This is a genomic window from Variovorax paradoxus, assembly GCF_000834655.1.
Taxonomy (GTDB): domain Bacteria; phylum Pseudomonadota; class Gammaproteobacteria; order Burkholderiales; family Burkholderiaceae_C; genus Variovorax; species Variovorax paradoxus_F.
This window is the reverse complement of sequence record NZ_JXQQ01000047.1, coordinates 1-24,397: the sequence shown is the minus strand read 5'-3', so window position 1 is coordinate 24,397 and position 24,397 is coordinate 1. Positions and strand designations below refer to the sequence as shown.

At 68.0% G+C, this 24,397-nt stretch carries 25 protein-coding genes; 12 read left to right on the top strand and 13 right to left on the bottom strand.

The genetic code is table 11. The features are described from left to right. Nucleotides 1-69: 69 nt before the first annotated feature. The 3 genes from RT97_RS19855 to apbC form a co-directional block, all read right to left on the bottom strand. Nucleotides 70-1,728: an OFA family MFS transporter gene (locus tag RT97_RS19855; protein ID WP_172672232.1), complete on the bottom strand. Its 1,659-nt coding sequence runs from the start codon at nt 1,726-1,728 to the stop codon at nt 70-72. Between the two features lie 177 nt (nt 1,729-1,905). After that, complete coding sequence (locus RT97_RS19850) at nt 1,906-2,853, bottom strand: LysR substrate-binding domain-containing protein (RefSeq protein ID WP_042580541.1); 948 nt, start codon at nt 2,851-2,853, stop codon at nt 1,906-1,908. Nucleotides 2,854-2,917: 64 nt separating this feature from the next. Continuing rightward, nucleotides 2,918-4,009, bottom strand: a complete 1,092-nt coding sequence (gene apbC, locus RT97_RS19845) for an iron-sulfur cluster carrier protein ApbC (protein ID WP_042580540.1) — start codon at nt 4,007-4,009, stop codon at nt 2,918-2,920. A gap of 179 nt (nt 4,010-4,188) precedes the next feature. Here apbC and RT97_RS19840 point away from each other — a divergent pair, with 179 nt between their 5' ends. Further along, a complete protein-coding gene (locus RT97_RS19840; protein WP_042580539.1) occupies nt 4,189-5,382 on the top strand; it encodes a patatin-like phospholipase family protein in 1,194 nt (397 codons plus the stop codon). 6 nt (nt 5,383-5,388) lie between these two features. On the opposite strand, the gene RT97_RS19835 is transcribed toward RT97_RS19840, so the two are convergent. Then, a complete protein-coding gene (locus RT97_RS19835) occupies nt 5,389-6,594 on the bottom strand; it encodes a diaminopropionate ammonia-lyase (RefSeq protein ID WP_042580538.1) in 1,206 nt (401 codons plus the stop codon). A gap of 29 nt (nt 6,595-6,623) precedes the next feature. Further along, a complete protein-coding gene (locus tag RT97_RS19830; protein WP_042580537.1) occupies nt 6,624-7,793 on the bottom strand; it encodes a M20 aminoacylase family protein in 1,170 nt (389 codons plus the stop codon). Nucleotides 7,794-7,877: 84 nt separating this feature from the next. Between RT97_RS19830 and RT97_RS19825 the strand changes: the two genes are divergently transcribed. Continuing rightward, nucleotides 7,878-8,357, top strand: a complete 480-nt coding sequence (locus tag RT97_RS19825) for an Lrp/AsnC family transcriptional regulator (RefSeq protein ID WP_042580536.1) — start codon at nt 7,878-7,880, stop codon at nt 8,355-8,357. 21 nt (nt 8,358-8,378) lie between these two features. Here RT97_RS19825 and RT97_RS19820 read toward each other — a convergent pair whose 3' ends face one another. From RT97_RS19820 to RT97_RS33885, 6 genes are all read right to left on the bottom strand, one after another. Beyond that, the gene (locus RT97_RS19820; protein WP_042580535.1) at nt 8,379-8,747 is read right to left on the bottom strand and encodes a hypothetical protein; all 369 of its coding nucleotides are present in this window, start codon (nt 8,745-8,747) and stop codon (nt 8,379-8,381) included. After that, entirely contained in the window at nt 8,744-8,968 is a 225-nt protein-coding gene (locus RT97_RS19815; RefSeq protein WP_042580534.1) for a hypothetical protein, read from the bottom strand. The genes RT97_RS19820 and RT97_RS19815 overlap by 4 nt, the downstream gene beginning before the upstream one ends. 67 nt (nt 8,969-9,035) lie before the next feature. After that, nucleotides 9,036-9,722, bottom strand: a complete 687-nt coding sequence (locus tag RT97_RS19810; RefSeq protein WP_042580533.1) for a YceH family protein — start codon at nt 9,720-9,722, stop codon at nt 9,036-9,038. A 53-nt stretch (nt 9,723-9,775) separates the two neighbouring features. Next, complete coding sequence (locus RT97_RS19805; protein ID WP_042580532.1) at nt 9,776-10,483, bottom strand: phosphodiester glycosidase family protein; 708 nt, start codon at nt 10,481-10,483, stop codon at nt 9,776-9,778. A gap of 26 nt (nt 10,484-10,509) precedes the next feature. Continuing rightward, complete coding sequence (locus RT97_RS19800; RefSeq protein ID WP_042580531.1) at nt 10,510-11,541, bottom strand: isocitrate/isopropylmalate dehydrogenase family protein; 1,032 nt, start codon at nt 11,539-11,541, stop codon at nt 10,510-10,512. 106 nt (nt 11,542-11,647) lie between these two features. After that, a complete protein-coding gene (locus RT97_RS33885; RefSeq protein ID WP_253278275.1) occupies nt 11,648-12,004 on the bottom strand; it encodes a hypothetical protein in 357 nt (118 codons plus the stop codon). Between the two features lie 385 nt (nt 12,005-12,389). Between RT97_RS33885 and metG the strand changes: the two genes are divergently transcribed. Continuing rightward, the gene (gene metG, locus RT97_RS19790; RefSeq protein WP_042580530.1) at nt 12,390-14,486 is read left to right on the top strand and encodes a methionine--tRNA ligase; all 2,097 of its coding nucleotides are present in this window, start codon (nt 12,390-12,392) and stop codon (nt 14,484-14,486) included. A gap of 16 nt (nt 14,487-14,502) precedes the next feature. Beyond that, a complete protein-coding gene (locus RT97_RS19785) occupies nt 14,503-14,700 on the top strand; it encodes a hypothetical protein (RefSeq protein ID WP_042580529.1) in 198 nt (65 codons plus the stop codon). A gap of 11 nt (nt 14,701-14,711) precedes the next feature. On the opposite strand, the gene RT97_RS19780 is transcribed toward RT97_RS19785, so the two are convergent. Then, nucleotides 14,712-16,433, bottom strand: coding sequence for an enoyl-CoA hydratase-related protein (locus RT97_RS19780; protein ID WP_042580528.1), 1,722 nt, complete (start codon nt 16,431-16,433; stop codon nt 14,712-14,714). 159 nt (nt 16,434-16,592) lie between these two features. Between RT97_RS19780 and RT97_RS19775 the strand changes: the two genes are divergently transcribed. Continuing rightward, a complete protein-coding gene (locus RT97_RS19775) occupies nt 16,593-18,236 on the top strand; it encodes a SulP family inorganic anion transporter (RefSeq protein WP_042580527.1) in 1,644 nt (547 codons plus the stop codon). On the opposite strand, the gene RT97_RS19770 is transcribed toward RT97_RS19775, so the two are convergent. Beyond that, a complete protein-coding gene (locus tag RT97_RS19770) occupies nt 18,233-18,709 on the bottom strand; it encodes a hypothetical protein (RefSeq protein WP_042580526.1) in 477 nt (158 codons plus the stop codon). The two genes, RT97_RS19775 and RT97_RS19770, sit on opposite strands and share 4 nt — an antisense overlap. A 69-nt stretch (nt 18,710-18,778) precedes the next feature. On the opposite strand from RT97_RS19770, the gene RT97_RS19765 reads away from it, so the two are divergent. The 7 genes from RT97_RS19765 to RT97_RS19735 all read left to right on the top strand — a co-directional run bounded on the left by RT97_RS19765 (nt 18,779) and on the right by RT97_RS19735 (nt 24,327). Next, nucleotides 18,779-18,985, top strand: a complete 207-nt coding sequence (locus RT97_RS19765) for a DUF3460 family protein (protein ID WP_042580525.1) — start codon at nt 18,779-18,781, stop codon at nt 18,983-18,985. 71 nt (nt 18,986-19,056) lie between these two features. Then, on the top strand, nt 19,057-19,893 hold the full coding sequence (locus RT97_RS19760; RefSeq protein ID WP_042580524.1) for a segregation and condensation protein A: 837 nt from the start codon (nt 19,057-19,059) through the stop codon (nt 19,891-19,893). A 23-nt stretch (nt 19,894-19,916) separates the two neighbouring features. Continuing rightward, complete coding sequence (nadB, locus tag RT97_RS19755) at nt 19,917-21,488, top strand: L-aspartate oxidase (protein ID WP_042580523.1); 1,572 nt, start codon at nt 19,917-19,919, stop codon at nt 21,486-21,488. Between the two features lie 73 nt (nt 21,489-21,561). Beyond that, nucleotides 21,562-22,455, top strand: coding sequence for a 3-methyl-2-oxobutanoate hydroxymethyltransferase (gene panB / locus RT97_RS19750; protein WP_042580522.1), 894 nt, complete (start codon nt 21,562-21,564; stop codon nt 22,453-22,455). Between the two features lie 21 nt (nt 22,456-22,476). Beyond that, entirely contained in the window at nt 22,477-23,316 is an 840-nt protein-coding gene (gene panC, locus RT97_RS19745) for a pantoate--beta-alanine ligase (RefSeq protein ID WP_042580521.1), read from the top strand. Next, the gene (queE, locus tag RT97_RS19740; RefSeq protein ID WP_042580520.1) at nt 23,313-23,951 is read left to right on the top strand and encodes a 7-carboxy-7-deazaguanine synthase; all 639 of its coding nucleotides are present in this window, start codon (nt 23,313-23,315) and stop codon (nt 23,949-23,951) included. Before panC ends, queE begins: the two co-directional genes overlap by 4 nt. 13 nt (nt 23,952-23,964) lie before the next feature. Next, nucleotides 23,965-24,327, top strand: a complete 363-nt coding sequence (locus RT97_RS19735; protein WP_042580519.1) for a 6-carboxytetrahydropterin synthase — start codon at nt 23,965-23,967, stop codon at nt 24,325-24,327. Nucleotides 24,328-24,397: the final 70 nt, after the last annotated feature.

Sequence of the window (24,397 nt, the reverse complement as noted above, 5' to 3'; positions counted from 1 at the left end):
ACGGCGATGCGGCCGGCGGGTGTGAACCCGGCCGGCCGCATCGTCATCGAATCGCCGTGCGTCGGCGACTCAGTGGAAGAACTTCGCCGCGCTGCCCAGCGTCTTGTAGACGCCCCAGGCCAGCGGAATGCCCACTGCCGCCCAGGCCAGCGCCACGACCACCGGGCTCACCGTGTCGGCGCGGCCCGAGCCGCTGCCCACTTCGGCCGCCGAGGCTTTCTCGTGCGCGAGCTTCTTCTCGACGGCCAGCTCGGCGTCGGTCATGAAGTGCTTGTCGGCCACCGGACGCACCAGCAGGTTGGCGATGAAGCCGATCGCCAGCATGCCCACGAGGATGTACATGGTCTGGTTGTAGACCTGCTCGCGCGGCAGGCCCAGGCCCAGCTGGTACTCGCGCATGTAGTTCACCACCACTGGACCGAGGATGCCGGCCGTGGCCCACGCGGTGAGCAGGCGGCCATGGATGGCGCCCACGAACTGCGTGCCGAACAGGTCGGCGAGGTAAGCCGGCACCGTCGCGAAGCCGCCGCCGTACATCGACACGATGATGCAGCACGCGCCCACGAACAGGAGCTTGCTGCCCGCGCCGGCCGACGAGGGAATGCTCGCGTACAGGATCGCGCCGAGCACGAAGAACACCGTGTAGGTGAGCTTGCGGCCCAGCTTGTCGGACAGGCTCGCCCACACGAAGCGTCCGCCGATGTTGAACAGCGACAGCAGCGCCGTGAAGCCGCCGGCCACCACGGCGATCGCCGCGAGCTGCGCCTTGTCGAGCTCGCCGAACTTCTGCGACACGTTGATGAGCGCGCCGCCGAACACTTCCTGCAGCATCGGCGAGGAGATGCCGATCACGCCGATGCCGGCGCTCACGTTCATGCACAGCACCAGCCACACGAGCCAGAACTGGGGAATGCCCCAGACCTTCTTCACGTGCACGTGGCGCTGCGTGATCATGGCGTTGCTGGTCTGCGCGGGGGGCGGCGTCCAGCCTTCGGGCTTCCAGCCCGAGGGCGGCACGCGGTAGCCGAGCGCGCCGGCCATCATGAAGACGAAGTAGCCGAGCGCCATGACGACGAAGGTCTGCATCACGCCCACGTCGGTGGAGGTGGAGAAGCGCTTCATCAGGTCGACCGCCAGCGGCGAGCCGATCATCGCGCCGCCGCCGAAGCCCATGATGGCCATGCCGGTGGCCATGCCGCGGCGGTCGGGGAACCACTTGATCAGCGTGCTCACCGGCGAGATGTAGCCCAGACCGAGGCCGATGCCGCCGATCACGCCCGAGCCGAGGATCATCAGCCAGAACTGGTGCAGGTGGATGCCCAGTGCCGACAGCAGCATGCCGCCGCACCAGCACACGGCCGACACCACGCCGGCCTTGCGCGGACCCGCGCGCTCGAGCCAGCCGCCCCAGAGAGCCGCCGAGCAGCCCAGGAACACGAAGAACAGCGTGTACATCCAGCCGAGCGTGGCCACGCGCCAGTCGCAGTTCGTGGCGAAGAGCTCGGCGAAGAAGCTCATCTCCTTCGCGCAGGCCTGCGCGCCGGTGCCGGCGGTGCCCAGCGCCTTCGACAGAGGCAGCCAGAACACCGAGAAGCCATAGGCCATGCCGATGCACAGATGAATGGCCAGTGCGGCCGGGGGAACCAGCCAACGGTTGAAACCGGGGCCCGCGATGATGCGTTCTTTTTCGAGGAAGCCGGGTTGCTGCTGCACCCCGTTTCCAGCCATGCGCTCTCCATCGAGAACGCCCGCAGTTGAGCCTGCCATATTTCTCCTTGTTCGCCGGACGTGTAACTTTTGTGTTGGTCCGGGCCGCGGAGTGTGTCCGAACGTTTTACACGCCGTCAAATTCGATCGGCGCATGGGCCGATTCAATAATTAAATGCCCGGCCCGGGGAGGGGCGCTCAGTCGCTGCCGAGCGTCCCGCTGTGCAGGCGCACCTGCTCGGCCCATTCGGGCGTCTGCAGGAAGGCCAGTGCGGCATCGAGCGCGCGCGAGGAGCGCACGCCGTCTTGCGTCATGAAGCCGATGGGCGTGCGCACCTCGGGCGCCACCAGCGGCAGCGCCTCCAGCTCGCGGTGGGTGCGCACGGCCGCGACCATCGCGCCCGGCAGCACGCTGCTGACGGTGCCCGCGCTCACGGCCAGCGTGAGCGTGAGCACCGAATTGGTCTCGATGGCCGGCGACACCGGCACGCCGGCTTCGCGCAGGGCCTGGTCCATGATGGCCCGGTTGTGCATGTCGGTGGTGAGAAGGCACAGCGGCAGCCGGCCGGCCTCGGCCCAGGTGATGGGCTGGCCGATGCGCAACTCGTCCTCCGAGGGCGTCTCGGCGCGCCGCAGCAGGAAGTAATGCTCCACGCTCTGCGGCCAGGCGGTGAGCTTGATGCCCGGCAGGTGCATGCGCTCGGTGTAGCCCAGGGCCAGGTCGATGCTGAGGCTTTCCAGCCCCGTCTCCAGCTCCTGCGAACTCATCGACAGCACGGCCGGCAGGATGCCCGGATGGCGCTGGTGCAGCATCGCCGCGAAGCGCGAGAGGATCGGTATCGCGGTGGGCACCGCGGCCATGCGCAGCCGGCCGTGCGGGTTGTCCACGTCGCTGCGCAGCTCCTGCAGCAGCACTTCGTTGTCGCGCAGCATGCGCTGCGCAGTGGCCAGCACGCGCTCGCCTTCGTGCGTGAGGCCCACGTAGACGCGGGCGCGCTTGACGATGACGACGCCGAACTCGGTTTCGAGCGCCCTCAGGGCGTTCGACAGCGCGGGCTGGGTGATGTGGCAGGCCTGCGCGGCGCGGCCGAAGTGCTTGTGTTCGCTCAGGGCGACCAGGTAGCGCATCGAGGCAAGGAGATTCAATCCCGGCCCTCCGGACGACGCACGTCAGACGCCGCTGTGCAAATCGAAAGCAAGCGCTCGTTTCCTAGGTGTTCTTGCTGATCGAGATGGTCGGGAACTTCGAGGAGAAGTCCTTCGCCTTCTCCGAGATGCCCACGGCCACCTGGCGTGCCACCGCCTTGTAGATGCCGGCCACTTCGCCCTCGGGGTCGGCCACCACGGTGGGCGCGCCGCTGTCGGCCTGCAGGCGGATCTTGATGTCCAGCGGCAGCGCACCGAGGTATTCCATCTGGTATTCGGCCGCCATCTTCTTGCCGCCGTCGGTGCCGAAGATGTGCTCGGCATGGCCGCAGTTCGAGCAGATGTGCACCGCCATGTTCTCCACGATGCCCAGGATCGGCACGCCGACCTTCTCGAACATCTTGATGCCCTTCTTGGCGTCGAGCAGCGCGATGTCCTGCGGCGTGGTGACGATCACCGCGCCGGTCATCGGCACGCGCTGGCTCAGCGTCAACTGGATGTCGCCGGTGCCGGGCGGCATGTCGACGATGAGGTAGTCGAGGTCTTTCCAGTTGGTCTGGCGCAGCAGCTGCTCCAGCGCCTGCGTGGCCATGGGGCCGCGCCAGATCATGGCCTGGTCCTGGTCGACCAGGAAGCCGATGGACATCACCTGCACGCCGTGGCGCTGCATGGGTTCCATGGTCTTGCCGTCGGCGCTGTCGGGGCGGCCCTCGATGCCCATCATCATGGGCTGGCTCGGGCCGTAGATGTCGGCGTCCAGGAGACCGACGCTCGCGCCTTCCGCGGCCAATGCGAGCGCCAGGTTGGCTGCCGTGGTGCTCTTGCCCACGCCGCCCTTGCCCGAAGCCACCGCGATGATGTTCTTGACGTTGGGCATCAGCTGCACGCCGCGCTGCACCGCGTGGCTGATGACCTTGGTGACGATGTTGACCGACACGTTCTCCACGCCTGGCACAGTCTTGGCGGCCGCCACCAGCGCCTTGCGGATTGCCGCGTGCTGGCTCTTGGCGGGGTAGCCCAGCTCGAGGTCGAATGCCACGTCGCCGTCCGCGATCTGGATGTTCTTGAGCGAGCGCGCTGCCGCAAATTCCTTGCCGGTATTGGGGTCGGTGACGCTCTTGAGGGCGCCCATGATCGCGTCTTGGGTGATGGCCATTGATCAAACTCCTGAATGGCGGGTAGTCTAGTGGCTCGCCCCCAGGCTCCGCGCACTTCGTGTCGCTACTCCTTCCCCCTGCCGGGGGCAACACCAGCGGCCCGGCAAAGCCGGTTCCGCGGTGTTCCACGAAAAGCGGGGATCCGAGTTTTCTTTCAGAAGCCCAAAGCAACAAGAAAATGACAGAGACAAGCCCCGCCACCGGCCTGCTGCTCACCGGAGGCGGCGCACGGGCGGCCTACCAGGTCGGCGTGCTCGAAGCGATTGCCGAAATGCGCCGCGCCGCCGGGCCGGCCGCCGGCACCGGCAACCCCTTTCCCGTCATCACCGGCACCTCGGCCGGCGCCATCAATGCCGCGGCGCTGGCCTGCGGCGCGGACAACTTCGACCACGTGGTGGCGCATATCGCCCAGGTCTGGGGCAACTTTCACGCAGAACAGGTGTACCGCGCCGATTCGCTCTCGGTCATTGGCAGCGGCGCGCGCTGGCGTACGCTGCTGGGGTTCGGGCGCTTCGCGGCCAACTGGATGCGCGTCAAGCCCAAGTCGCTGCTGGACAACGCGCCGCTGGCCGACCTGCTGCAGCGCATGGTGCCGCTCGACCGCCTGCCGCAGCTCATGCAGGCGGGCCACGTGCAGGCGCTGGCCGTGACGGGATCGAGCTACAGCTCGGGGGAGCACGTCACGTTCTTCGAGGCTGCCGTGCCGATGGAGCCTTGGGTGCGCTCGCAGCGCCTGTCGGTGCGCGACCGCATCACGCACCACCACCTGCTCGCGTCCTCGGCGATTCCGTTCGTGTTTCCGGCGACGGCGCTCCCGATGCAAGGGCACACCGAGTACTTCGGCGACGGCTCGATGCGCCAGTCGGCGCCCATCGCGGCGGCCATCCACCTCGGTGCGCAGCGCATCCTGGTGATCGGCGCGGGCCGCATGCACGAGCCGCGCGAGACCGATGCGCCCAACACGCACAGCGGCTACCCGACCATGGCGCAGATCGCGGGTCACGCGCTCTCGAGCATCTTTCTCGATGCGCTGGCGGTGGACATCGAGCGGCTGCGCCGCATCAACCACACGCTGGGGCTGATTCCCGAAGAAGTGCGCGCATCGAGTTCGCTGCGTCCGCTCGACCTGCTCGTGATTTCGCCCTCGGAGCGCCTGGACGCGATCGCGGCGCGCCATGTGGATTCGCTGCCGGGCGCGGTGCGGCACCTCCTGGGAGGCTCGAAGGTCGCGGCCGACGTGAAGGGCAGCGCGCTCGCGAGCTACCTGCTGTTCGAATCGGGGTACACGCGCGAGCTGATGGCGCTCGGGCGCGCCGATGCGATGAAGCAGCGCGAAGAAGTCCTGCGGTTCTTCGGGTGGAACGCGGCCTGAGCCAGGCTAGAGCCGCACCGGCGCGCGCTGCCCGCGCAGGACGTCGTCCGCATCGAGCCCGACCAGGTCGCGGTACACCGAGGGTGCGGTCGCGCCTTCGGTGTTGACCAGCAGCACCTTGGAGCGCACGTCGAGACGGACCTTTCGCCACAGGTCGTCCGACAGCGTGAGCACGCGCAATGCCGCAAGGCCCGCCGCACCCGATTCGCCGCTCACGATCGGGCTGTCGTGCGCCGAGCCCCGCGCCAGCAGGCGCATCGCCTCGACGGCGTCACCGTCCTCGATGGTCAAGAAGGCATCGACCGAGGGCGCCAGGAAGCGCCAGGCCAACGGCGAGGTCTCGCCGCACGCGAGGCCAGCCATCACCGAGTCGACGCTGCCGGTGGCATTCGATGCATGGCCGTTGATTGCGCTCTGCAGCAGGCAGTCGGCCTGGCGCGGCTCGGCGACGATGAGGGTCGGCCGCTTCTCGCCGTAGTGCTCCCACAGGTAGCTTGCCACGCCAGCGGCCAGCCCGCCGACGCCGCCCTGCAGGATCACGTGCGTGAACATCGCCGTGCCCTCCTGCTGCTCCATCACCTCGTCGGCCAGGATGCCGTAGCCCTGCATCACGTCGCGCGGAATGTCTTCGTAGCCGGCATAGGAGGTGTCGGAAACCACCTGCCAGCCGTTGTCCTGCGCGAGCGCGGCCGCGTGCGCGACCGAGGCGTCGTAGTTGCCCTCGATGCGCACGATCTCCGCACCGAAGGCCGCGATGGCGTTTTCGCGCTCCGCGCTCACATGCCGGTGCAGCACGATCACGCAGCGCACGCCGATACTCTGCGCCGCGGCGGCCAGGGCGCGGCCGTGGTTGCCATCGGTGGCGCTCGTGACGACCAGCGACTGCAGTTCCGCCGCATGCGCGCCGCGCAGCAGGGCCACCGGGTCCCACGCGGGATGGGCCCGCAGGACGAGCCGCACGAGCGCGGCCGGCGCGCCCAGCGCCTTGAAGCTGCCGAGCGACGAACGCTTGGACTCGTCCTTCACGAAGATGCCTGCCACGCCCAGCTCCCGCGCCATGTCCGGGAGTTGCCAGAGCGGGGTGGGTTCGGGCGATAGCAAGGACCAGCGCGAGAGCCAGTCTCGCGTGCGCCTGGCCTCGGCGATGCTGAGGATGTCGCGGAGCTCGCGGGGGTAGGCACCGCGGGTGGCGTTCTTGTTGATGACCAGCATGGGGAAAAGAAAGAAGGTTGTCTTGTCGGTCAGCGCGGAAGGCGCAGGCGGACGATTTCTGCAAGGTAACGGGCGCCCGTCGCGAGCACCTCGTCGTTGAAGTCGTAGCTGCCGTTGTGCAGCGGCGTGCTGCCGGGTGCGCCCTCGGCGCCGTTGCCCAGGAACACGAAGGCACCCGGCACCACCTTCAGGAACGCGCCGAAATCCTCCGAAATCATCATCGGCGCCACGTCGGCATCGACGTTCTCCGCGCCCACCACGGCCGTGGCCGCCGCCACCGCGACGGGCACGCATTCGGCCCAGTTCACGGTGGGCGCGAACTCGTGCGTGTAGCTGAATTCGCACCCGGCGCCGTGCATGCGGCAGATGCCTTCGCTGATCTCGCGCATGCGCGCGGCCAGCATCTTCTGCACCGCGGGGTCGTAGCTGCGCGTGTCGCCCTTGATGACCACGTTCGACGGGATCGCGTTGCGGATGCCGTCGGTGACGAACTCGGTGCACGAGACCACCGCCTGCGCGCCCGGGTCGAGCGTGCGCGAGACGATGGCCTGCAGCGCGAGCACGATCTGCGCGCCGATGACGATGGGGTCGATTCCCATGTGCGGCCGCGCGGCGTGCGTGCCGCGGCCCTTCACGTGGATGACGAAATTGTCCTCGCTCGCCATGAGGCCGCCCGCGCGCGTGGCGATCGTGCCCGCGCGCATGCCGGGCATGTTGTGCAGGCCGTAGATCTCGTCGACCGGAAAGCGCGTGAAGAGGCCGTCGTCCATCATGGCCTTCGCGCCGCGGCCGTGCTCCTCGGCCGGCTGGAAGATGAAGCGCACGGTGCCGTCGAAATCCTGGCGCTCGCGCAGGAGGCGCGCTGCGCCCAGCACGATCGACATGTGGCCGTCGTGGCCGCAGGCATGCATCTTTCCGGGCGTGGCCGAGGCGTAGGGGCGGTCGGTGGGGACCTCGGTGATATTGAGTGCGTCCATCTCGGCGCGCAGGCCGATGACGCCCTTGCCGCTGCCGACCTTCAGGTTCGCGACGAGCCCCGTGCCGCCGATGCCGGTGTGCACCTCCAGGCCCAGCGCCTTCAGCACGCCGATGACGAAGGCCGAGGTCTTCGCCTCCTCGAAGCCGGTCTCGGGCATCGCATGCAACTGGCGGCGCCAGCCCGCGAGCTGGTCGCGCAGGGGCTCATCGGGGAATTTCATGACGCGATGCTATTGACAACGCCGCGATACAGGCACGCAAAATCGGGGCCTTGGACGCAACGTTTTTGCGTCACACACCCCTCCATGCCCCCTCTCGACGCCCAAGACCTTCGCTTGCTGGAGCTGATCCAGGCCAACAGCCGCATGTCGCAAAGCGAACTCGGCGAGCGCATCCACCTGTCGACGGCGGCCGTGAACCGGCGGCTCAAGCGCATGCGCGACGACGGTGTGATCCAGCGCTACGGCGCGGTGCTGGCGCCCGCGGCGCTCGGCCATCCGCTGTCCATCGTGGCCGAGGTGGAAGTGGAGAGCGAGCGCATCGACCTGCTCGATGCCATGAAACAGAGTTTCCGGGACTGCCCGCAGGTGCAGCAGTGCTATTACGTGACGGGCGAGTGGGACTTCATCCTGATCCTGGTCGTGCAGGACATGGCGCAGTACACGACGCTCAGCCGCAAGCTCTTTTTCCAGAGCAACAACGTCAAGCGCTTTCGAACGCTGGTAACGATGGACCCGGTGAAGGTCAGCGTGGACGTGCCGGTGCGGCCGGAGCCCGCGGAGTAGTCGGCGACGCTGCTGCGCGGGTCAGGAAGAAAGCCCCAGGAGCACCGCGATGCCGGTGACGAACCAGTTCGCAGTCGTCGCGTGGGCCGCGCTTTCCCTGGAGATCGGCCACAGCTTCGCGCGCTTCCATGCGCGCAGGTTGCAGGCCACGGCAAGCACCAGCCCGAAGAGAAAAACCACTGCGGAACAGGCAGACGGCCAGCCGAGCGCGCCGATCAGCGCCACCACGACGATGAGGACACCGGCGGCCCCGATGCCGCTGGACGTGCTCGCGAGCACATGGCTCAGGCCGCCGCAGGCCTCGCACTTCGCGGGCGCAGCGCGGCTGGACCAGCGCTTGGCGAAACCGGTGATGCCGGGCTTCCTGCAATGCGGGCAGTCGTATTTCATGAATAGAAGATCGCCAGGACCGGGAACAGGAAGACAAACGCGAGGATGGCCAGGAGGTACACCGACATGCCCGCGCCGACCGCCAGCAAAGGCACCATCGCGGCGAACCGCCTGAGCGCATCCGCGGCACGATGCCCTCGCGGAAGCAGCGCGGCAACGAGCAGTGACAGCACGATCAGCGCGATGGCCACGCCGGCCAGGACGGCGACGCCGGTCAGCATCAGCGAGTTTGGGTGTCATTCGCTGCGCTAGATAACGCAGTTCAGGCGCAGTGGAAAACCGGCACGGTCAACCCGCCTCGGAAATCCCGAGCTCCGAACACACCCGCCCCACCAGCGCCTTGAGCGACGCCAGCTCGGCTTCGAGCCGCGCCACGTTGGCCTTGAGCGCCGCGACCTCGCCGAGCGATGCATCGTGCGAGGCATACGCGCCGTCGCCCGATGTGCCGGCCGGGCCAGCGACCTCTTCCGCAGGCTGGCCGCTCAGCAGGTGCGCCCAGCGGCTTTCGCGCGCACCGGGCAGTCGGGCCAGCTTGACGACCAGCGCACCGGCCGGCCGCTCCGACAGCTCGTCGAGAAAGCCCTCGACCGAGGAGATGTCCGCGAAGTTGTGCATGCGGTCGCAGGCGATGCGCAGCTCGCCGGCCGTTTGCGGCCCGCGCAGCATCAGCACGGTGAGCAGGATCACCGACTGCGAGGGAATGCGCAGCACGCGGTCGATGTTGTGCTCGTAGCGGAACGCGCGGCCGCCGCTGCTTTCCGCGACGAGGCTGTAGCCCTTGAGGCTGTCGATGGCCGACTGGATCTGCGACTCGGTGAGCTCGAGCACTGGGTTGCGGCTGGTCTTCTGGTTGCAGCCCGAGACCAGCGAATTGAGCGTGAGCGGATAGCTGTCGGGCACGGTGCGCTGCTTTTCGGCGAGCACGCCGAGCACGCGGGTTTCGAGGAGGGACAGGATGGGCAGCGGTGTGGACATGGCTCAGCGAAAACGAAATTCGAAAGGAAAGACGCAAGGTGCGGCCAGGAATCTCATGGCGACATCACGCCGAGTATCGGCCCCAGGTCGCGCACGAAATCGCTTCGCCCCAATGCCTTCGAATGCAGCGCCGAGACGGTGCCGTCCAGGTACAGGGCGTCGCGGCAATGCAGCACGTCGCGGAAGTAGAGCGCGAAATCGTGGAAGTTCACCGGCGTCTCGCTCATCACGAAGATGGCCGTGTGGCCCGATGCGCAGACGCCGTTGCGCATCTTGCGCGAATCCGAATCCGGAATGAGCGCCGGGTGCAGCACGCCATGGCGCAGCAGCAGCGGGCCGGACTGCGTGGCCAGCCGCACGCCGCCGCGCCGGGCGAGCGCCGGGTATTCCGACGATTCGATCACCCGGGGGCCGTCGTCGGTGACGAGGAAGACGCCGTTCGGCTTCAGGAAGAAGTTGCCGGCGCCGCTCGCCAGGTTGAGCGGCGCCTCCTCGCGGCCGTCTCGCACGAAGAGGCCGACCGGGGAGAAGTCCGCGTGGTACATGCCGGCGTTGACCGCGAAGACGAGCTGCCGTCCTTGCCCCTTGAGCCAGGCATCGAGCCGGTCGAAGCGCTTGAAAGCGACGCCCGTGTCGTCGTTCAGGAACAGCGCGAGCTTCTCGGTGCGAAGGTCGACCCTCACCACCGTGTAGCGCGGGTCCGCCGCAACGGACGCGCAGCTCGCAAGGACGACGGCCAACAGAAGCAGGAGCTTTCTCATGGCCGCGCCTTGCGCCTTCGCTCGGATCAGCCGCCGTTGATGCGGCTGACCAGGGCCTTCGTGAAGGCGGCGGTGTTCGCCGTGCCGCCCAGGTCGCCGGTGCGCACGTTGTCGATGTTCAGCGTCTGGTCGATGGCCGTGCGCAGGCGCGTGGCCAGCTCGGGCATCTTCGTGTGGTCGAGCATCATCGCGGCGGCCAGGAGCAGCGCGGTGGGATTGGCGATGCCCTTGCCGGCGATGTCGGGCGCCGAGCCGTGCACCGCCTCGAAGATCGCCGCATCGGTACCGATGTTGGCGCCCGGCGCCATGCCCAGGCCGCCGACCAGCCCGGCCACGAGGTCCGAGAGGATGTCGCCGAACAGGTTGGTCGTCACCAGCATGTCGAACTGCCAGGGGTTGAGCACCAGCTTCATCGCGCAGGCGTCCACGATGATCGAGTCGAGTTCGAACTTGCCTTTGTACTTTTCGGCGTAGAGCTGCTCGCCGGTCTCCAGGAAGAGACCCGTGAGCACCTTCATGATGTTGGCCTTGTGCACCAGCGTGACCTTCTTGCGGCCGGTCGCGATCGCGGTCTCGAACGCGTATTCGAGCACCCGGCGGCAACCCTGCCGCGTGTTGATGCCGGTGGCCATGCCGACGGCGTGCGGGTCGCCGTCGATGCGCACGTAGTGCTCGTGGCCGATGTAGAGGCCCTCCAGGTTCTCGCGCACGATCATCAGGTCGATCTTCTCGAAGCGGCCGCCCGGGATGATGGTGCGCGCGGGGCGCAGGTTGGCGTAGAGCTGGAATTCCTCCCGCAGCCGAACGTTCGACGAGCGGTAGCCGCCGCCCGAGGGCGTCTCCAGCGGGCCCTTGAGCGCGAGGCGGGTGCGGCGGATGCTCTCGAGCGTGGCCTGCGGCAGCGGATCGCCCGAGGCCTTGACGCCGCCCAGGCCCGCGATCTGGGTGTCCCAGGTGAAGGGCGCCTTCAGCGCATCGAGCGCGGCCAGCGTGGCGTCGACGATTTCGGGGCCGATGCCATCACCGGGGATGAGGGTTGCGGGAATGGGGGTGGTCATCGGCTGCGTCTCGCTTTCAGGCTTTCTGTATCGGGGGTCGAAGCATACGTCGCGCGCGAGACACCCCGCGGTTTCGTGGGGCACTCGGGCCGGTCACGCGGGTCGGTCATTCGTGGCCGGGCAGTTCCTGGTCCAGCAGCGACGCGCGGCCGACGACACGGCCGGGGCGAAGCAACGCGCCCGGCGCGAGGACCGCATTGGCGCCGATGCGTGCCCCATCGCCGATGAGCGCGCCGAACTTCTCGCAGCCCGTGGGCTGCAGCGCCCAGCCCTCGCCGCTGCGCACGAAGATTTCCTTGGCGGCGCGCTCGTTGCGATGGTTGCAGACGATGCTGCCGGCCTCCATGTTGACGCCCGCGCCGATCACCGAATCGCCGACGAAGTTGAAGTGCGCGAGCGCCGTGCCGCGCGAAGACGAAGGACGACTTGAGCTCGGTGCCCGGGCCGATGGTGCAGCGCGCATCGACCCAGTTGCCGCCGCGCAGGTAGGCACCCGCGGCCACGAAGCAGCCGGCGCCCAGGATGAGTGGGCCCTTGAGTACCGCGCCGGCCTCGATGCGGGCGCTGCGATGGACGGCGATGTCGCCGTCGATGGCGTATTCGTCGGCCGGCAGTTCCGCGAGCAGCTCGCGCACGATGTCGGGCGCCCGCGCCGAGAGCGTCCAGGGCATCGAAGCGCCCCATTTCGCCATTGGCGAGGCGGCGAATCCGGCGATGTACGAGGAAAGGTCGATGGCGTGCGGCATGGGACGATGCTGCCATCAAACACGGGGCCGGGCGCAGGACGGACGCGGCCACCTAAAATGCCCGGTTCCCCCGTCCGTCACTCCCCGAAAGCGCCCTCCCCGATGTCCGCCCCGCGCAAGCTCTTCGTCACCACCGCCCTGCCGTATGCCAACGGCAAGTTCCACATCGGCCACATGATGGAGTACATCCAGGCCGACATCTGGGTGCGGAACCAGCGAATGAACGGTGCCGAGGTCAACTTCGTCTGCGCCGACGACGCGCACGGCGCGGCCATCACCATCGCGGCCGACAAGGCCGGCGTGACGCCGCAGGCCTTCGTGGCCGAGATCGCCGCGGGCCGCAAGCCGTATCTGGACGGCTACTACATCTCGTTCGACAACTGGCACTCGACCGACGCGCCCGAGAACCACCAGCTCGCGCAGGACATCTACCGCGACCTGCGTGCCGCCGGCCTCATCGAGACCAAGAGCGTCGAGCAGTTCTACGACCCCGAGAAGGGCATGTTCCTGGCCGACCGCTTCATCAAGGGCGAGTGCCCCAACTGCCATTCGAAGGACCAGTACGGCGACAACTGCGAGGTGTGCGGCGCCGTGTATGCGCCCACCGAGCTGATCAACCCCTACTCGGCCCTCTCGGGCGCCAAGCCCGAACTGCGCAGCTCGGACCACTTCTTCTTCAAGCTCTCGGACCCGCGCTGCGAGGCCTACCTGAAGGAATGGACCGCCGCGCCCGGCCACGTGCAGTCCGAAGTGCAGAACAAGATCCGCGAGTGGCTCTACAAGGACGACGAAGGCAAGGGGGGCCTGGGCGACTGGGACATCAGCCGCGACGCGCCCTACTTCGGCATCGAGATTCCCGATGCGCCGGGCAAGTACTTCTACGTGTGGCTCGACGCGCCCGTGGGCTACCTGGCGTCGCTCAAGAACCTGCTGGACAAGCGCTGCATCGAGCTGGGCGGCGACGGCATCTCGTACAGCGAGTACATGGCCGACCCGGACCTGGAGCAGGTGCACTTCATCGGCAAGGACATCATCACCTTCCACACGCTCTTCTGGCCCGCCATGCTGCACTTCAGCGGCCGCAAGGCGCCCGACGCGGTGTACGTGCACGGCCACCTCACGGTGAGCGGCGAGAAGATGAGCAAGAGCCGCGGCACCGGCATCGACCCGCTCAGGTACCTGTCGATCGGCCTCGACCCCGAGTGGCTGCGCTACTACATCGCGGCCAAGCTCAACGGCCGCAACGAGGACATCGACTTCAACCCCGAGGACTTCGTCGCGCGCGTCAACAGCGACCTCGTGGGCAAGTACATCAACATCGCCAGCCGCGCGGCCGGCTTCATCGGCAAGCGCTTCGGCGGCAAGCTGGGCGAGGTGTCGGCCGACGGCGACGCGCTGCTGTTCGCGCTGCGCGACGCGGCGAGCCAGATCCATTCGCTCTACGACGGCCGCGACTACGCCCGTGCGCTGCGCGAAGTGATGGCGCTGGCCGACAAGGTGAACGAATACGTCGACCAGAACAAGCCTTGGGAGCTGGCCAAGAAAGAAGGCGCCGAGGCGCGCCTGCACGACGTGTGCACCGTGTGCATCGAGGCCTTCCGCCTGCTCACGCTGTACCTGAAGCCGGTGCTGCCAGCGCTGGCCGTGAACGTCGAGGCGTTCCTGAAGATTTCGCCGCTGGCCTGGCCGGACGCCGCGCAAGCGCTGCCCGTGGGCCACACCATCGGCGAGTACAAGCACCTGATGCAGCGTGCCGATGCCAAGGTGGTCGACAAGCTCTTCGATGCGCCCGAGCCGGTGGCCGCTGCTGCCGTGGAAACCACTGCGGATGCCTTGCCCGGCGGCGAAGCCATCGCGCCCACCATCACCATCGACGACTTCGTGAAGATCGACCTGCGCATCGCCAGGATCGTGGCCTGCGAGAAGGTCGAAGGCTCGACCAAGCTGCTGCGCCTGACGCTCGATGCGGGCGAGGGCAAGACCCGCAACGTCTTCAGCGGCATCGCCTCGGCCTACCAGCCCGAGCAACTCGTGGGCAAGCTCACGGTGCTGGTCGCGAACCTCGCGCCGCGCAAGATGAAGTTCGGCGTGAGCGAAGGCATGGTGCTGGCCGCGAGCCACGGCGACGAGAAAGCCAATCCGGGCATCCACGTGCTCGAACCCTGGCCGGGCGCGACGCCGGGCATGCGGGTTCGCTGATCGAGGAGATCACACCATGCTGCTGCGCACCCTTCTGCTGTCGTCGCTCGTCGCCGCGCTGAGCGGCTGTGCGGTGGTCACCGTGGCCAGTACCGCGGTGAGCGTGGGTGCCGGGGCGGTCGGCCTCGCCGCAGACGCGGCCATCGGCACCGCGCGCATCACCGGCAAGGCCGTGGGCGCTGCGGCCGACGCGGTCATTCCGGACAGCAAATAAGCGGCTGGAATTCAGCGCGGCAGGCCCAGCTGCGCGACGTGCGCGGGCGTGTGCTGCGCCTTCTCCTTGCGGACGAACGCCGAGCGCAAGGCCGCGTGCGGCTCGCTGCGGTCGAAGAAATTGCGGCGCATGTGCGCCAGTTCTTCGTCGCGGTATCGCTGCAGCGGCTTTGCCGCTTCGTCTTCCGCACGCTTGGCCTGCTTCTTCGCGATCCGGGCGGCCAGATCGGGTGAGCCCGCGAGTTGCGTGGCCAGCCGCATCACTTCATCGCCCAGTTCTTCCGGCGCGGCCTGCAGCACGCGTTCGGCCATGCCGAGTTCGACCGCGCGCTTCGCGCTCACCGGCAGCGCCGATTGCGTGAGCCGCTCGGCCTCGCGCTCGCCCACGCGGCGCGGCAAGGTGTAGGTCCAGTATTCGGAGCCGTAGAGGCCCATGAGCCTGTAGTGCGGGTTGAGGATGGCGCCGTCCCTGCACCACACCTCGTCCGCCGCGAGCGCGAGCATCACGCCGCCGGCCGCCGCATTGCCGCCCAGCGCCGCGACGGTGAGCCGGTCGGTGGTGGTGATCACCGCCTCGACCAGGTCGTTCATCGCGTGGATGTTGGCCCACGACTCCTCGGCCGGATCGGGCGCGGCCTCGATCACGTTCAGGTGGATGCCGTTCGAGAAAAAGTCGCGCAGGCCGCCGAGCACCAGCACCGAGGTCGGGCGGGTGCAGGCGAATCGGTAAGCCTCCAGCAGGCGGCGGCATTGCACGCTGCTCATCGCGCCGCCGGGGAACGAGAAATTCAGCACGCCCACCGCGCCATGCTCGCCGTGCTCGCTGTAGCGCATGTCGGTCCAGGTGCGGCGGCCGGCCGGTAGTTCCAGCGGCGCGGTCACGTCGGGCAGGCCGGCAGGAAGCAGGTCGCCGAGCGCATCGACCGCCGGCAGCTTGAAGCTGGCGAGCCCCGAGCCTGACGCATGCCAGGGGCGCATTTGCAGGATCCAGACCGCGCCGTCCGTCGTGGCGCGACAGACGGCCCCGGCACGGGTGGCGATCAGTTCGCCGGGCGTGCCGCGCAGTTCGTCTTCGGGGTACGCGCCGTGCAGGTACCACGGCGTGCCGAGCAGTTCGTCGAGCACGCCGGGCTGCGAATCAGCGGCGCGCAGCTGGCGCAACACCGACTCGGTCGATGCCGAGGTCCAGTCGATGCGGCGCTCCGCCTGCTTCAGGAACGGACGCCAGCCGGCCGCGAGGTCGGCCGCCTTCTGCCGCTTGGGCTTGTACGTGCCCGAGGCGAAGCGCTCGACCGCCAGCAGCACCGCGTCGATGGCCGCATCGGCCACCTCGCCGCGGTACAGATCGCTCTTGCCGGCCAGCGGCGGCACCTTCAGCGGCGACCAGGCCCAGACGTCGCCCGCGTCCATCTCGGCGACGGCGGCCAGCACGGTGACGCCCCAGCTCTCGGCGCCCTCCCGCAGCGTCCGGTCGAGCGAGGACGGGCCGCGATCGCCAGGTGGGCCGGGGTGCACGATCAGGCAGGTGTGGGCGCGCCAGATGTCCTCGGGTATTGCGGTGGTGAGCATCGGCGCGACGATGAGCCGGGGCGCATGCGTGCGAACCGCTTCGCGCAAGGCGTCGTCGTTGCCGACGGCCAGCTCCACGCCGACGGTATGGCCGCGGTCCTGGAGTTCGGCAAGGACCCTCTGCGTCAAACTGTTGAACGCGCTTGCGACAAGCAGGATGTGCATGGCCCGGCTCCCTCGGTAAGCTGGTTTCTAAATGTCAATTAGTGTGAAAACTGTATCTGCATCCTTCGTTCTGGATAAGTTGATCGAAAGTACGCATAGAGGCGAACGGCCCCGTCGATGGCGCTGAGCAATGGGCGCGCAGGCCACAATCGGCCACCAATGCAATCCCCGCTGAACATCACCCGCTTTCGTCCTCGCCTGCTGGACGCGATGGCGGACTACAGCAGGGAGCGCTTCTTCAAGGACCTGGGCGCTGGAGCGACGGTCGGCATCGTGGCGCTGCCGCTGGCCATGGCCTTCGCCATTGCCTCGGGGCTCAAGCCCGAGGCAGGCATCTGGACGGCGATCATCGCGGGCCTCTTGATCTCGCTGCTGGGCGGCTCGGCGGTGCAGATCGGCGGGCCGGCCGGCGCCTTCATCGTGATCGTCTACGGCATCGTGGAGCGCTACGGCGTGGCGAACCTGCTGATCGCGACCGCGTGCGCCGGCGTGTTGCTGTTCGCCGCGGGCTTCTTCGGCCTGGGACGGCTGGTGCGCTTCGTGCCGTTGTCGATCGTGGTGGGCTTCACCAACGGCATCGCAGTGCTGATCCTCCTGTCGCAATTGAAGGACCTGCTCGGACTGTCGGTCGAGAAGATGCCGGCCGACGTGTTCTCGCAGTTGCACGCGATGGCGCTGCAGATCGGCACCTTCAACCCCCATGCCTTCGCGCTCGGCGTGGCCTGTGTGGCCGGCTTGGTGCTGTGGCGTCGGCTGCCTCGGCTGCCATTGCACATCGCGCAGACGCGCGCGGTACAGATGGGCTCGCGCGTGCCGGGGCCGATCGTCGCGCTGGTCACGCTCACGCTGTTGTCATGGGGTTTCGCGCTGCCGGTGGAGACCATCGGCACGCGCTTCGGCGGCATTCCCGAGGGCGTTCCCAGCTTCGCGCTGCCTGGCTTCTCCTGGGAGACGGTCAAGCAGCTGGTCACGCCAACGCTGACCATCGCGCTGCTCGGCGCCATCGAGTCGCTGCTGTGCGCGCGCGTGGCCGATCAGCTGAGCGGCCAACCGCGCCACGACCCGAACCAGGAGCTGATGGCGCAGGGCATCGCCAACATCGTCACGCCCTTCTTCGGCGGCATGCCGGCCACCGGCACCATCGCGCGCACGGTGACCAACATCCGCTCGGGCGGCAGCTCGCCGGTCGCGGGCATCGTGCATGCGCTCACGCTGATGGCCGTGGTGCTGCTGGCTGCACCACTCGCGCGCCATGTGCCGCTTGCGGTGCTGGCTGGCATCCTGGTGTTCGTGGGGCTGAACATGGGTGAATGGCGCGAGTTCACGCCGGGCCAGCTGCGGCACTTCAGCCGGCACTACCGGCTGCTGATGCTCGGCACTTTTTTCCTGACCGTCGTGTTCGACCTCACGGTGGCGGTGCAGGTGGGCATCGTGCTGGCATGCGCGCTTTTCATCCGGCGGATGAGCGGGCTCTTCAGCGTCGAGCTCGAGACGCTGCAGCCGCCGGTGCTCACCTACCGCATCTACGGCGCGCTGTTCTTCGGTGCTGCGGCCAAGCTCGACGAGGCGGTGAACGCGGCCGAGCGCGCGCCGCGCGGCATGACGGTGGTGCTCGACGCCACGCACCTCATCTACCTGGACGCTACCGGCGTCGACGCGCTGCGGCAGTTGCACAGGGCGGTGCTGGCGCGCGACGGGGTGCTGCGGATTGAATCCTTGCAGCCGCAACCGCGCGAAGTGATCGAGCGTTCGGGGTTCGCGGAAGAACTGGCGGCCGCAAGGCCGCACGCCGCCGACGGCTAGTTGGCCTCGGTGGCGCGGTCGGGCGACGAGCCGCTGCGGACCACGCGCTGGTCGTCGTTCAGCGTGGCGGTGAACACCATCGGCGAATTCGGCGGCTGCACCCAGCGCCACTCCCATTCGGTCTCGCGCTTGAGCGCGTAGGGCGTGACCTTGGCGGGCTTGCCGAGGAGCTTGCGCAGGTCTTCCATCATCATTCCCGGCTTCACCCTGGCGAAGTTCTCGGGCGTGAGCACCTGGCGCAACGCGCTCATCTTGCCGTCGCGGCCGATGGTGATCATGTAGTTCTTCTGGCCCTGGGGCTGGCGGTTGTATTCGAAGACGCGGCCGCCGTCCGGGGCGTCCCAGATGTTCTCTGGTTGGCCGAATTTGGTTCGCACGTCGGCCTCCGTGGCGACGCCTTCCTCGAGTTCGGCGATGCGCTGGTTGTCGCAGCCCGCCAGGCCAATTACCGCCGCCAGCAACGCAGTTGCCATGCCGATCTGCCAGTGTTGCCGATGTCCCATGCCGTCCCCGGTAAAATTCAGGCTACAAAGGTCCAGTCTATGTCCATCTTCCGCCGCCCCCACTACTCTTCCGAGATCACCAATTTCATCGAGGAGATGAAAGAAAAGAAGCCGACGCTGGAAGCCGAACAGCGCGCCGGCCGCGCCCTCCTCTGGGACAAGAACCTCGACCGCGGCCTGCTCGAGGAGTACAGCGAAGCCCGCGTGCCCCAGCAGCCCTACGTCTACCAGACCCAATCCAAGTAAATGGTGCCAGTTCGGCATCCAGCCCTCGCCCGCATTGCGCCGACAGCTATTGAATTGATAGCGTTCGCCCGATGAGCAGAGACGAGGACAACGACACGCCGGTGATGGCGATGCCCGAGGTGGTCGACCAGGTCGCGCTCGCCAGGCTCTATGGCGAGCCGTTGTTCGCGATGCCCAAGGACCTGTACATCCCGCCCGAGGCGCTGCAGGTCTTTCTCGAAGCCTTCGAAGGTCCGCTGGACCTGCTGCTGTACCTCATCAGGAAGCAGAACTTCAACATCCTCGACATCCCGATGGCGGGCTTGACGCGGCAGTACCTGAGCTACGTCGACGAGATTCGCCAGACGAACCTCGAACTCGCGGCCGAATACCTCTTGATGGCCGCGATGCTGATCGAGATCAAGTCGCGCATGCTGCTGCCGCCCAAGAAGGTGGCCGATGGCGAAGAGGCCGAAGACCCGCGCGCCGAACTCGTGCGCCGCCTGCTCGAGTACGAGCAGACCAAGCTGCAGGCCGCCGCCATCAGCGCGATGCCGACCTACGGGCGCGACTTCTGGAAGGGGCAGGTCTACATCGAGCAGTCGCTCAAGCCGCGCTTTCCGGATGTGAACGTGATCGACCTGCGCGATGCGTGGGCCGACATCATGAAGCGCGCCAAGCTCGTGCAGCACCACAAGATCTCGCGCGAAGAACTCAACGTGCGCGAGCACATGAGCATCGTGCTGCGCCACCTGCAGGGCCAGCGCTTCGTGGAGTTCGAGAAACTCTTCGACGTCTCGCGCGGCGCGCCCGTGCTGATCGTCACATTCATCGCGATGCTGGAGCTCGCGAAGGAAACGCTGATCGACATCACGCAGGCCGAAGCCTTCGCGCCGATCTACGTTCGCCTGGCCTACTCGCCGGCCTGACCCCGCTGCCCGAGGATCGCGCCGTGCTCGATTTCGACGTCCTCATCGTCGGCAGCGGCCTCGCCGGCCTCTCGGCCGCGTTGCACCTGGCGCCCAAGCACCGCGTGGCCGTGCTCACCAAGCGCGCGCTGAACGACGGCTCCAGCGCCTGGGCACAGGGCGGCATCGCGGCGGTGCTGGCCGCGGGCGACAGCTTCGATGCACATGTGGAAGACACGCTCGTCGCGGGCGCGGGCCTGTGCGACCCCGAGGCCACGCGTTTCGTCGTCGAGCATGCGCCCGAGGCGATCGGCTGGCTGCGCGAACTGGGCGTGCCGTTCTCGGAAGAAGGCGGCGACCTGCACCTCACGCGCGAAGGCGGCCACAGCCAGCGCCGCATCGTCCACGTGACCGACGCCACCGGCGCGGCCGTGCAGCAGGTGCTGATCGAGCGGGTGCGCCGCACGCCGAACATCACGCTCTTCGAGCACCACACGCTGGTCGACTTGGTGACCGGCACCAAGCTCGGCCTGGAAGACCCGGCCTGCGTGGGCCTCTACGCGCTGGACGACGCCACCGACGAGGTGCTCGCCTTCCGCGCGCCGCACACCATCCTGGCGACGGGCGGCGCAGGCAAGGTCTACCTGTACACGACGAACCCCGACACCGCCACGGGCGACGGCATCGCCGCGGCGTGGCGCGCGGGCTGCCGGGTGTCGAACATGGAGTTCATCCAGTTCCACCCGACGTGCCTCTACCACCCGCACGCCAAGTCGTTCCTGATCAGCGAGGCGGTGCGCGGCGAGGGCGGCCTGCTGAAGTTGCCCGACGGCACGCGCTTCATGCCGAACCACGACGAGCGCGCCGAACTCGCCCCGCGCGACGTGGTGGCCCGCGCCATCGACTTCGAGATGAAGAAGCACGGGCTGGACTGCGTGTACCTCGACATCTCGCACCAGCCTGCCGCGTTCCTGAAGGAACACTTTCCCAACATCCTCGCGCGCTGCGCGCAGCTGGGCATCGACATCACGCGCCAACCGATTCCCGTGGTGCCGGCCGCGCACTACACCTGCGGCGGCGTGCTCAGCGATCTTTCCGGCCGCACCGACGTGCCGGGCCTCTACGCCATCGGCGAGACCGCCTGCACGGGCCTGCACGGCGCCAACCGGCTTGCCAGCAATTCGCTGGTCGAGTGCATGGTGTTCGCGCGCGCCGCGGCGGGCGCCATCGCCAGCGCGCCCGTGCATGCCGGCGCCGACATCCCCGCGTGGGACGAGAGCCGGGTCACCGATGCCGACGAGGCCGTCGTCATCTCGCACAACTGGGACGAACTGCGCCGCTTCATGTGGGACTACGTGGGCATCGTGCGCACCAACAAGCGCCTGGAGCGCGCGAGCCACCGCATCGCGCTGCTGCAGGCCGAGATCCAGGAGTTCTATGCGAACTTCCACGTCACGCGCGACCTCCTGGAGTTGCGCAACCTGGTCCAGGTGGCCGAGCTGATCGTGCGCTCGGCCCAGGCCCGCCACGAGAGCCGCGGGCTGCATTTCAGCCGCGACTATCCTTCGCTCGCCGAACCGACGGCGCCCACCGTGCTGGTGCCGCGGACGGACTGACGACCCACCCCACTCGCGTTTTTCTTCACTCAAGGATGCCCGGCCACCGACGCCCGCAGGGAGAAACCCAACCATGTCGAACACCACCACCCCACCGCCGGAAACCACGCCAGCCTCCCCCTATGGCTCGCTGCCCCCGGCCTCGATGCCCGCCTCCCGCAAGCCCGTGAGCCTGCCGCGCCTGGCCGACATGCACGCGCGCGGCGAGAAGATCTCGATGCTCACCGCCTACGACGCCACCTTCGCGGCCATGGCCGATGCGGCGGGCGTCGATTGCCTGCTGGTCGGCGATTCGCTGGGCATGGTCTGCCAGGGCCTCGCCAGCACCGTGGGCGTGAGCCTGGAGACCATGCGCTATCACACCGACAGCGTCTCGCGGGGCCTGCGCCGCGTGCAGGGCACGGCCTGGCTGATCGCCGACCTGCCCTTCGGCAGCTACCAGGAATCGCGGGAGCAGGCGCTGCGCAGCGCCACGGTGCTGATGCAGGCGGGCGCGCACATGGTCAAGCTCGAAGGCGGCGGCTGGACGACCGAGACGGTGCGCTTCCTGGTCGAGCGCGGCATTCCGGTGTGCGCGCACCTGGGCCTGACGCCGCAGACCGTGCATGCGCTGGGCGGCTACCGCGTGCAGGGCAAAGGCGACGCGGGTGCGCTGCTGAAACAGCACGCGCATGCGCTGCAGGACGCGGGCGCCACGATGCTGGTGCTGGAAATGGTGCCGGCCGCGCTCGCCGCCGAACTCACCGCGGAGCTCACGCACTGCGCGACCATCGGCATCGGCGCTGGCAAGGCCACCGCCGGCCAGGTGCTGGTGTTGCACGACATGCTGGGCATCAACCTCGGAAAGATGCCGAAGTTCGTGCGCAACTTCATGGCCGACGCGCCGGGCGTGCTGCCCGCGCTCAAGGCCTACGTGCAGGCTGTCAAGGACGGCAGCTTTCCCGACGATCGTCTCCACGCCTGGTAAAGAAAAAGAGGACCGACCTCCATGTACATCGCACACACCATCGCCGAGCTGCGCGACCATCTCTCGGCTTTCAAGCGCCCCGCTTTCGTCCCGACCATGGGCAACCTGCACGATGGCCATATCGCGCTCATCGCGCAGGCCAGGCCGCTGGGCGACGTGACGGTAGCGAGCATCTTCGTCAACCGCCTGCAGTTCCTGCCGCACGAGGACTTCGACACCTACCCGCGCACCTGGGAGAGCGATTGCGCCAGGCTGCGCGACGCCGGCTGCGACGTGCTGTTCGCGCCCGACGAGAAAGCGCTCTACCCCGAGCCGCAGACCTGCAAGGTCCACCCCGATCCGGCGCTGGCCGACATCCTCGAAGGGCACTTTCGCCCCGGCTTCTTCATCGGCGTGTGCACGGTGGTGATGAAGCTCTTCACCTGCGTGCAGCCGCGCGTGGCCGTGTTCGGCAAGAAGGATTACCAGCAGCTGATGATGATCCGCCACATGGTGCGGCAGTTCGCGCTGCCGATCGAAATCGTGGGCAGCGAGACCTTCCGCGCCGACGACGGCCTGGCCCTCTCGTCGCGCAACGGCTACCTGAGCGAGACCGAGCGCGCGGAGGCGGTGCAGCTGTCGAAGGCGCTGAAGGCGATGGCTGCGGCGGTGCGATCGGGCGAGCGCGATCTGGCCGCGATCGAAGCGCGGGCCATGCAAACGCTGACGGCGCGCGGCTGGCAACCCGACTACCTGGTGCTGCGGCGCCGTGCCGACCTGCAGGCGCCGGCGGCTGGCGAACCGCTCGTGGCGCTCGCCGCAGCGCGCCTGGGCAGCACCCGCCTGATCGACAACCTCGAAATCGAAGCCCTCGCCTCATGACCTACAGCGTCAAGGAAATCTTCTACACGCTGCAGGGAGAAGGCGGCCAGGCCGGCATGCCCGCCGTGTTCTGCCGCTTCGCGGGCTGCAACCTCTGGACGGGCCGCGAGGAAGACCGGGCCTCAGCCATCTGCCGTTTCTGCGACACCGATTTCGTCGGCACCGACGGCACGCTCGGCGGCAAGTTCAAGAGCGCCGACCAACTCGCCGACACCATCGCCGCGCAGTGGCCCGCCAACGATGCCGAGCACCGGCTGGTGGTGCTGACCGGCGGCGAACCGCTGCTGCAGGTGGATGCGGCGCTCGTCGATGCGCTGCATGCGCGCCGCTTTCGCATCGCGGTCGAGAGCAACGGAACGGTCGCCGCGCCCGAGGGCATCGACTGGCTCTGCATCAGTCCCAAGGCCGGCGCGCCTTGGGTGCAGCAGCGCGGCCAGGAACTCAAGCTGGTGTGGCCGCAGGCCGCATTCGATCTCGACACGATGGCGCGCACCGGCGAATTCACGCACCGCTTCCTGCAACCCATGGACGGCCCCGACCGCGTGGCCAACACCGAACTCTGCATCGCCGAATGCATGCGCCAGCCCACCTGGCGCCTGAGCGTTCAGACCCACAAGATCACAGGCATCCGATAGCCGCCCGCCCTCTATGCGCTTCACCATCAGCCAACGCTTTTTCTTCGACGCCGCTCACACGCTCAAGCGCGAGATCGAAGTGGAAGGCAGCCGCCGTATCCACGGCCACACGTACCACGCCGAAGTCTGGCTCGAAGGCCAGCGCGATCCCGTCACTGGCATGGTGATCGACCTCGGGTTGTTGAGGCGGCAGCTCGAAGACGTGCGCGAGCTGCTGGACCATCACCTGCTGGACGACGTGGCGGGGCTGCATCCGCCGACGCTGGAAAACCTGTGCCTGTTCATTGCGGATGCGCTGCCGGAATTCCGGGCGTCGCTTGCGCGGGTGCGCGTGTGGCGAGAGGCGCTGGGCGACAGCTGCACGCTGGAGTTCTAAGCTTTACTCCCTCCCCTTCCGGGGGAGGGCTGGGGTGGGGGCAAGCGGCGTATCCATCGAGCGCTCTGCC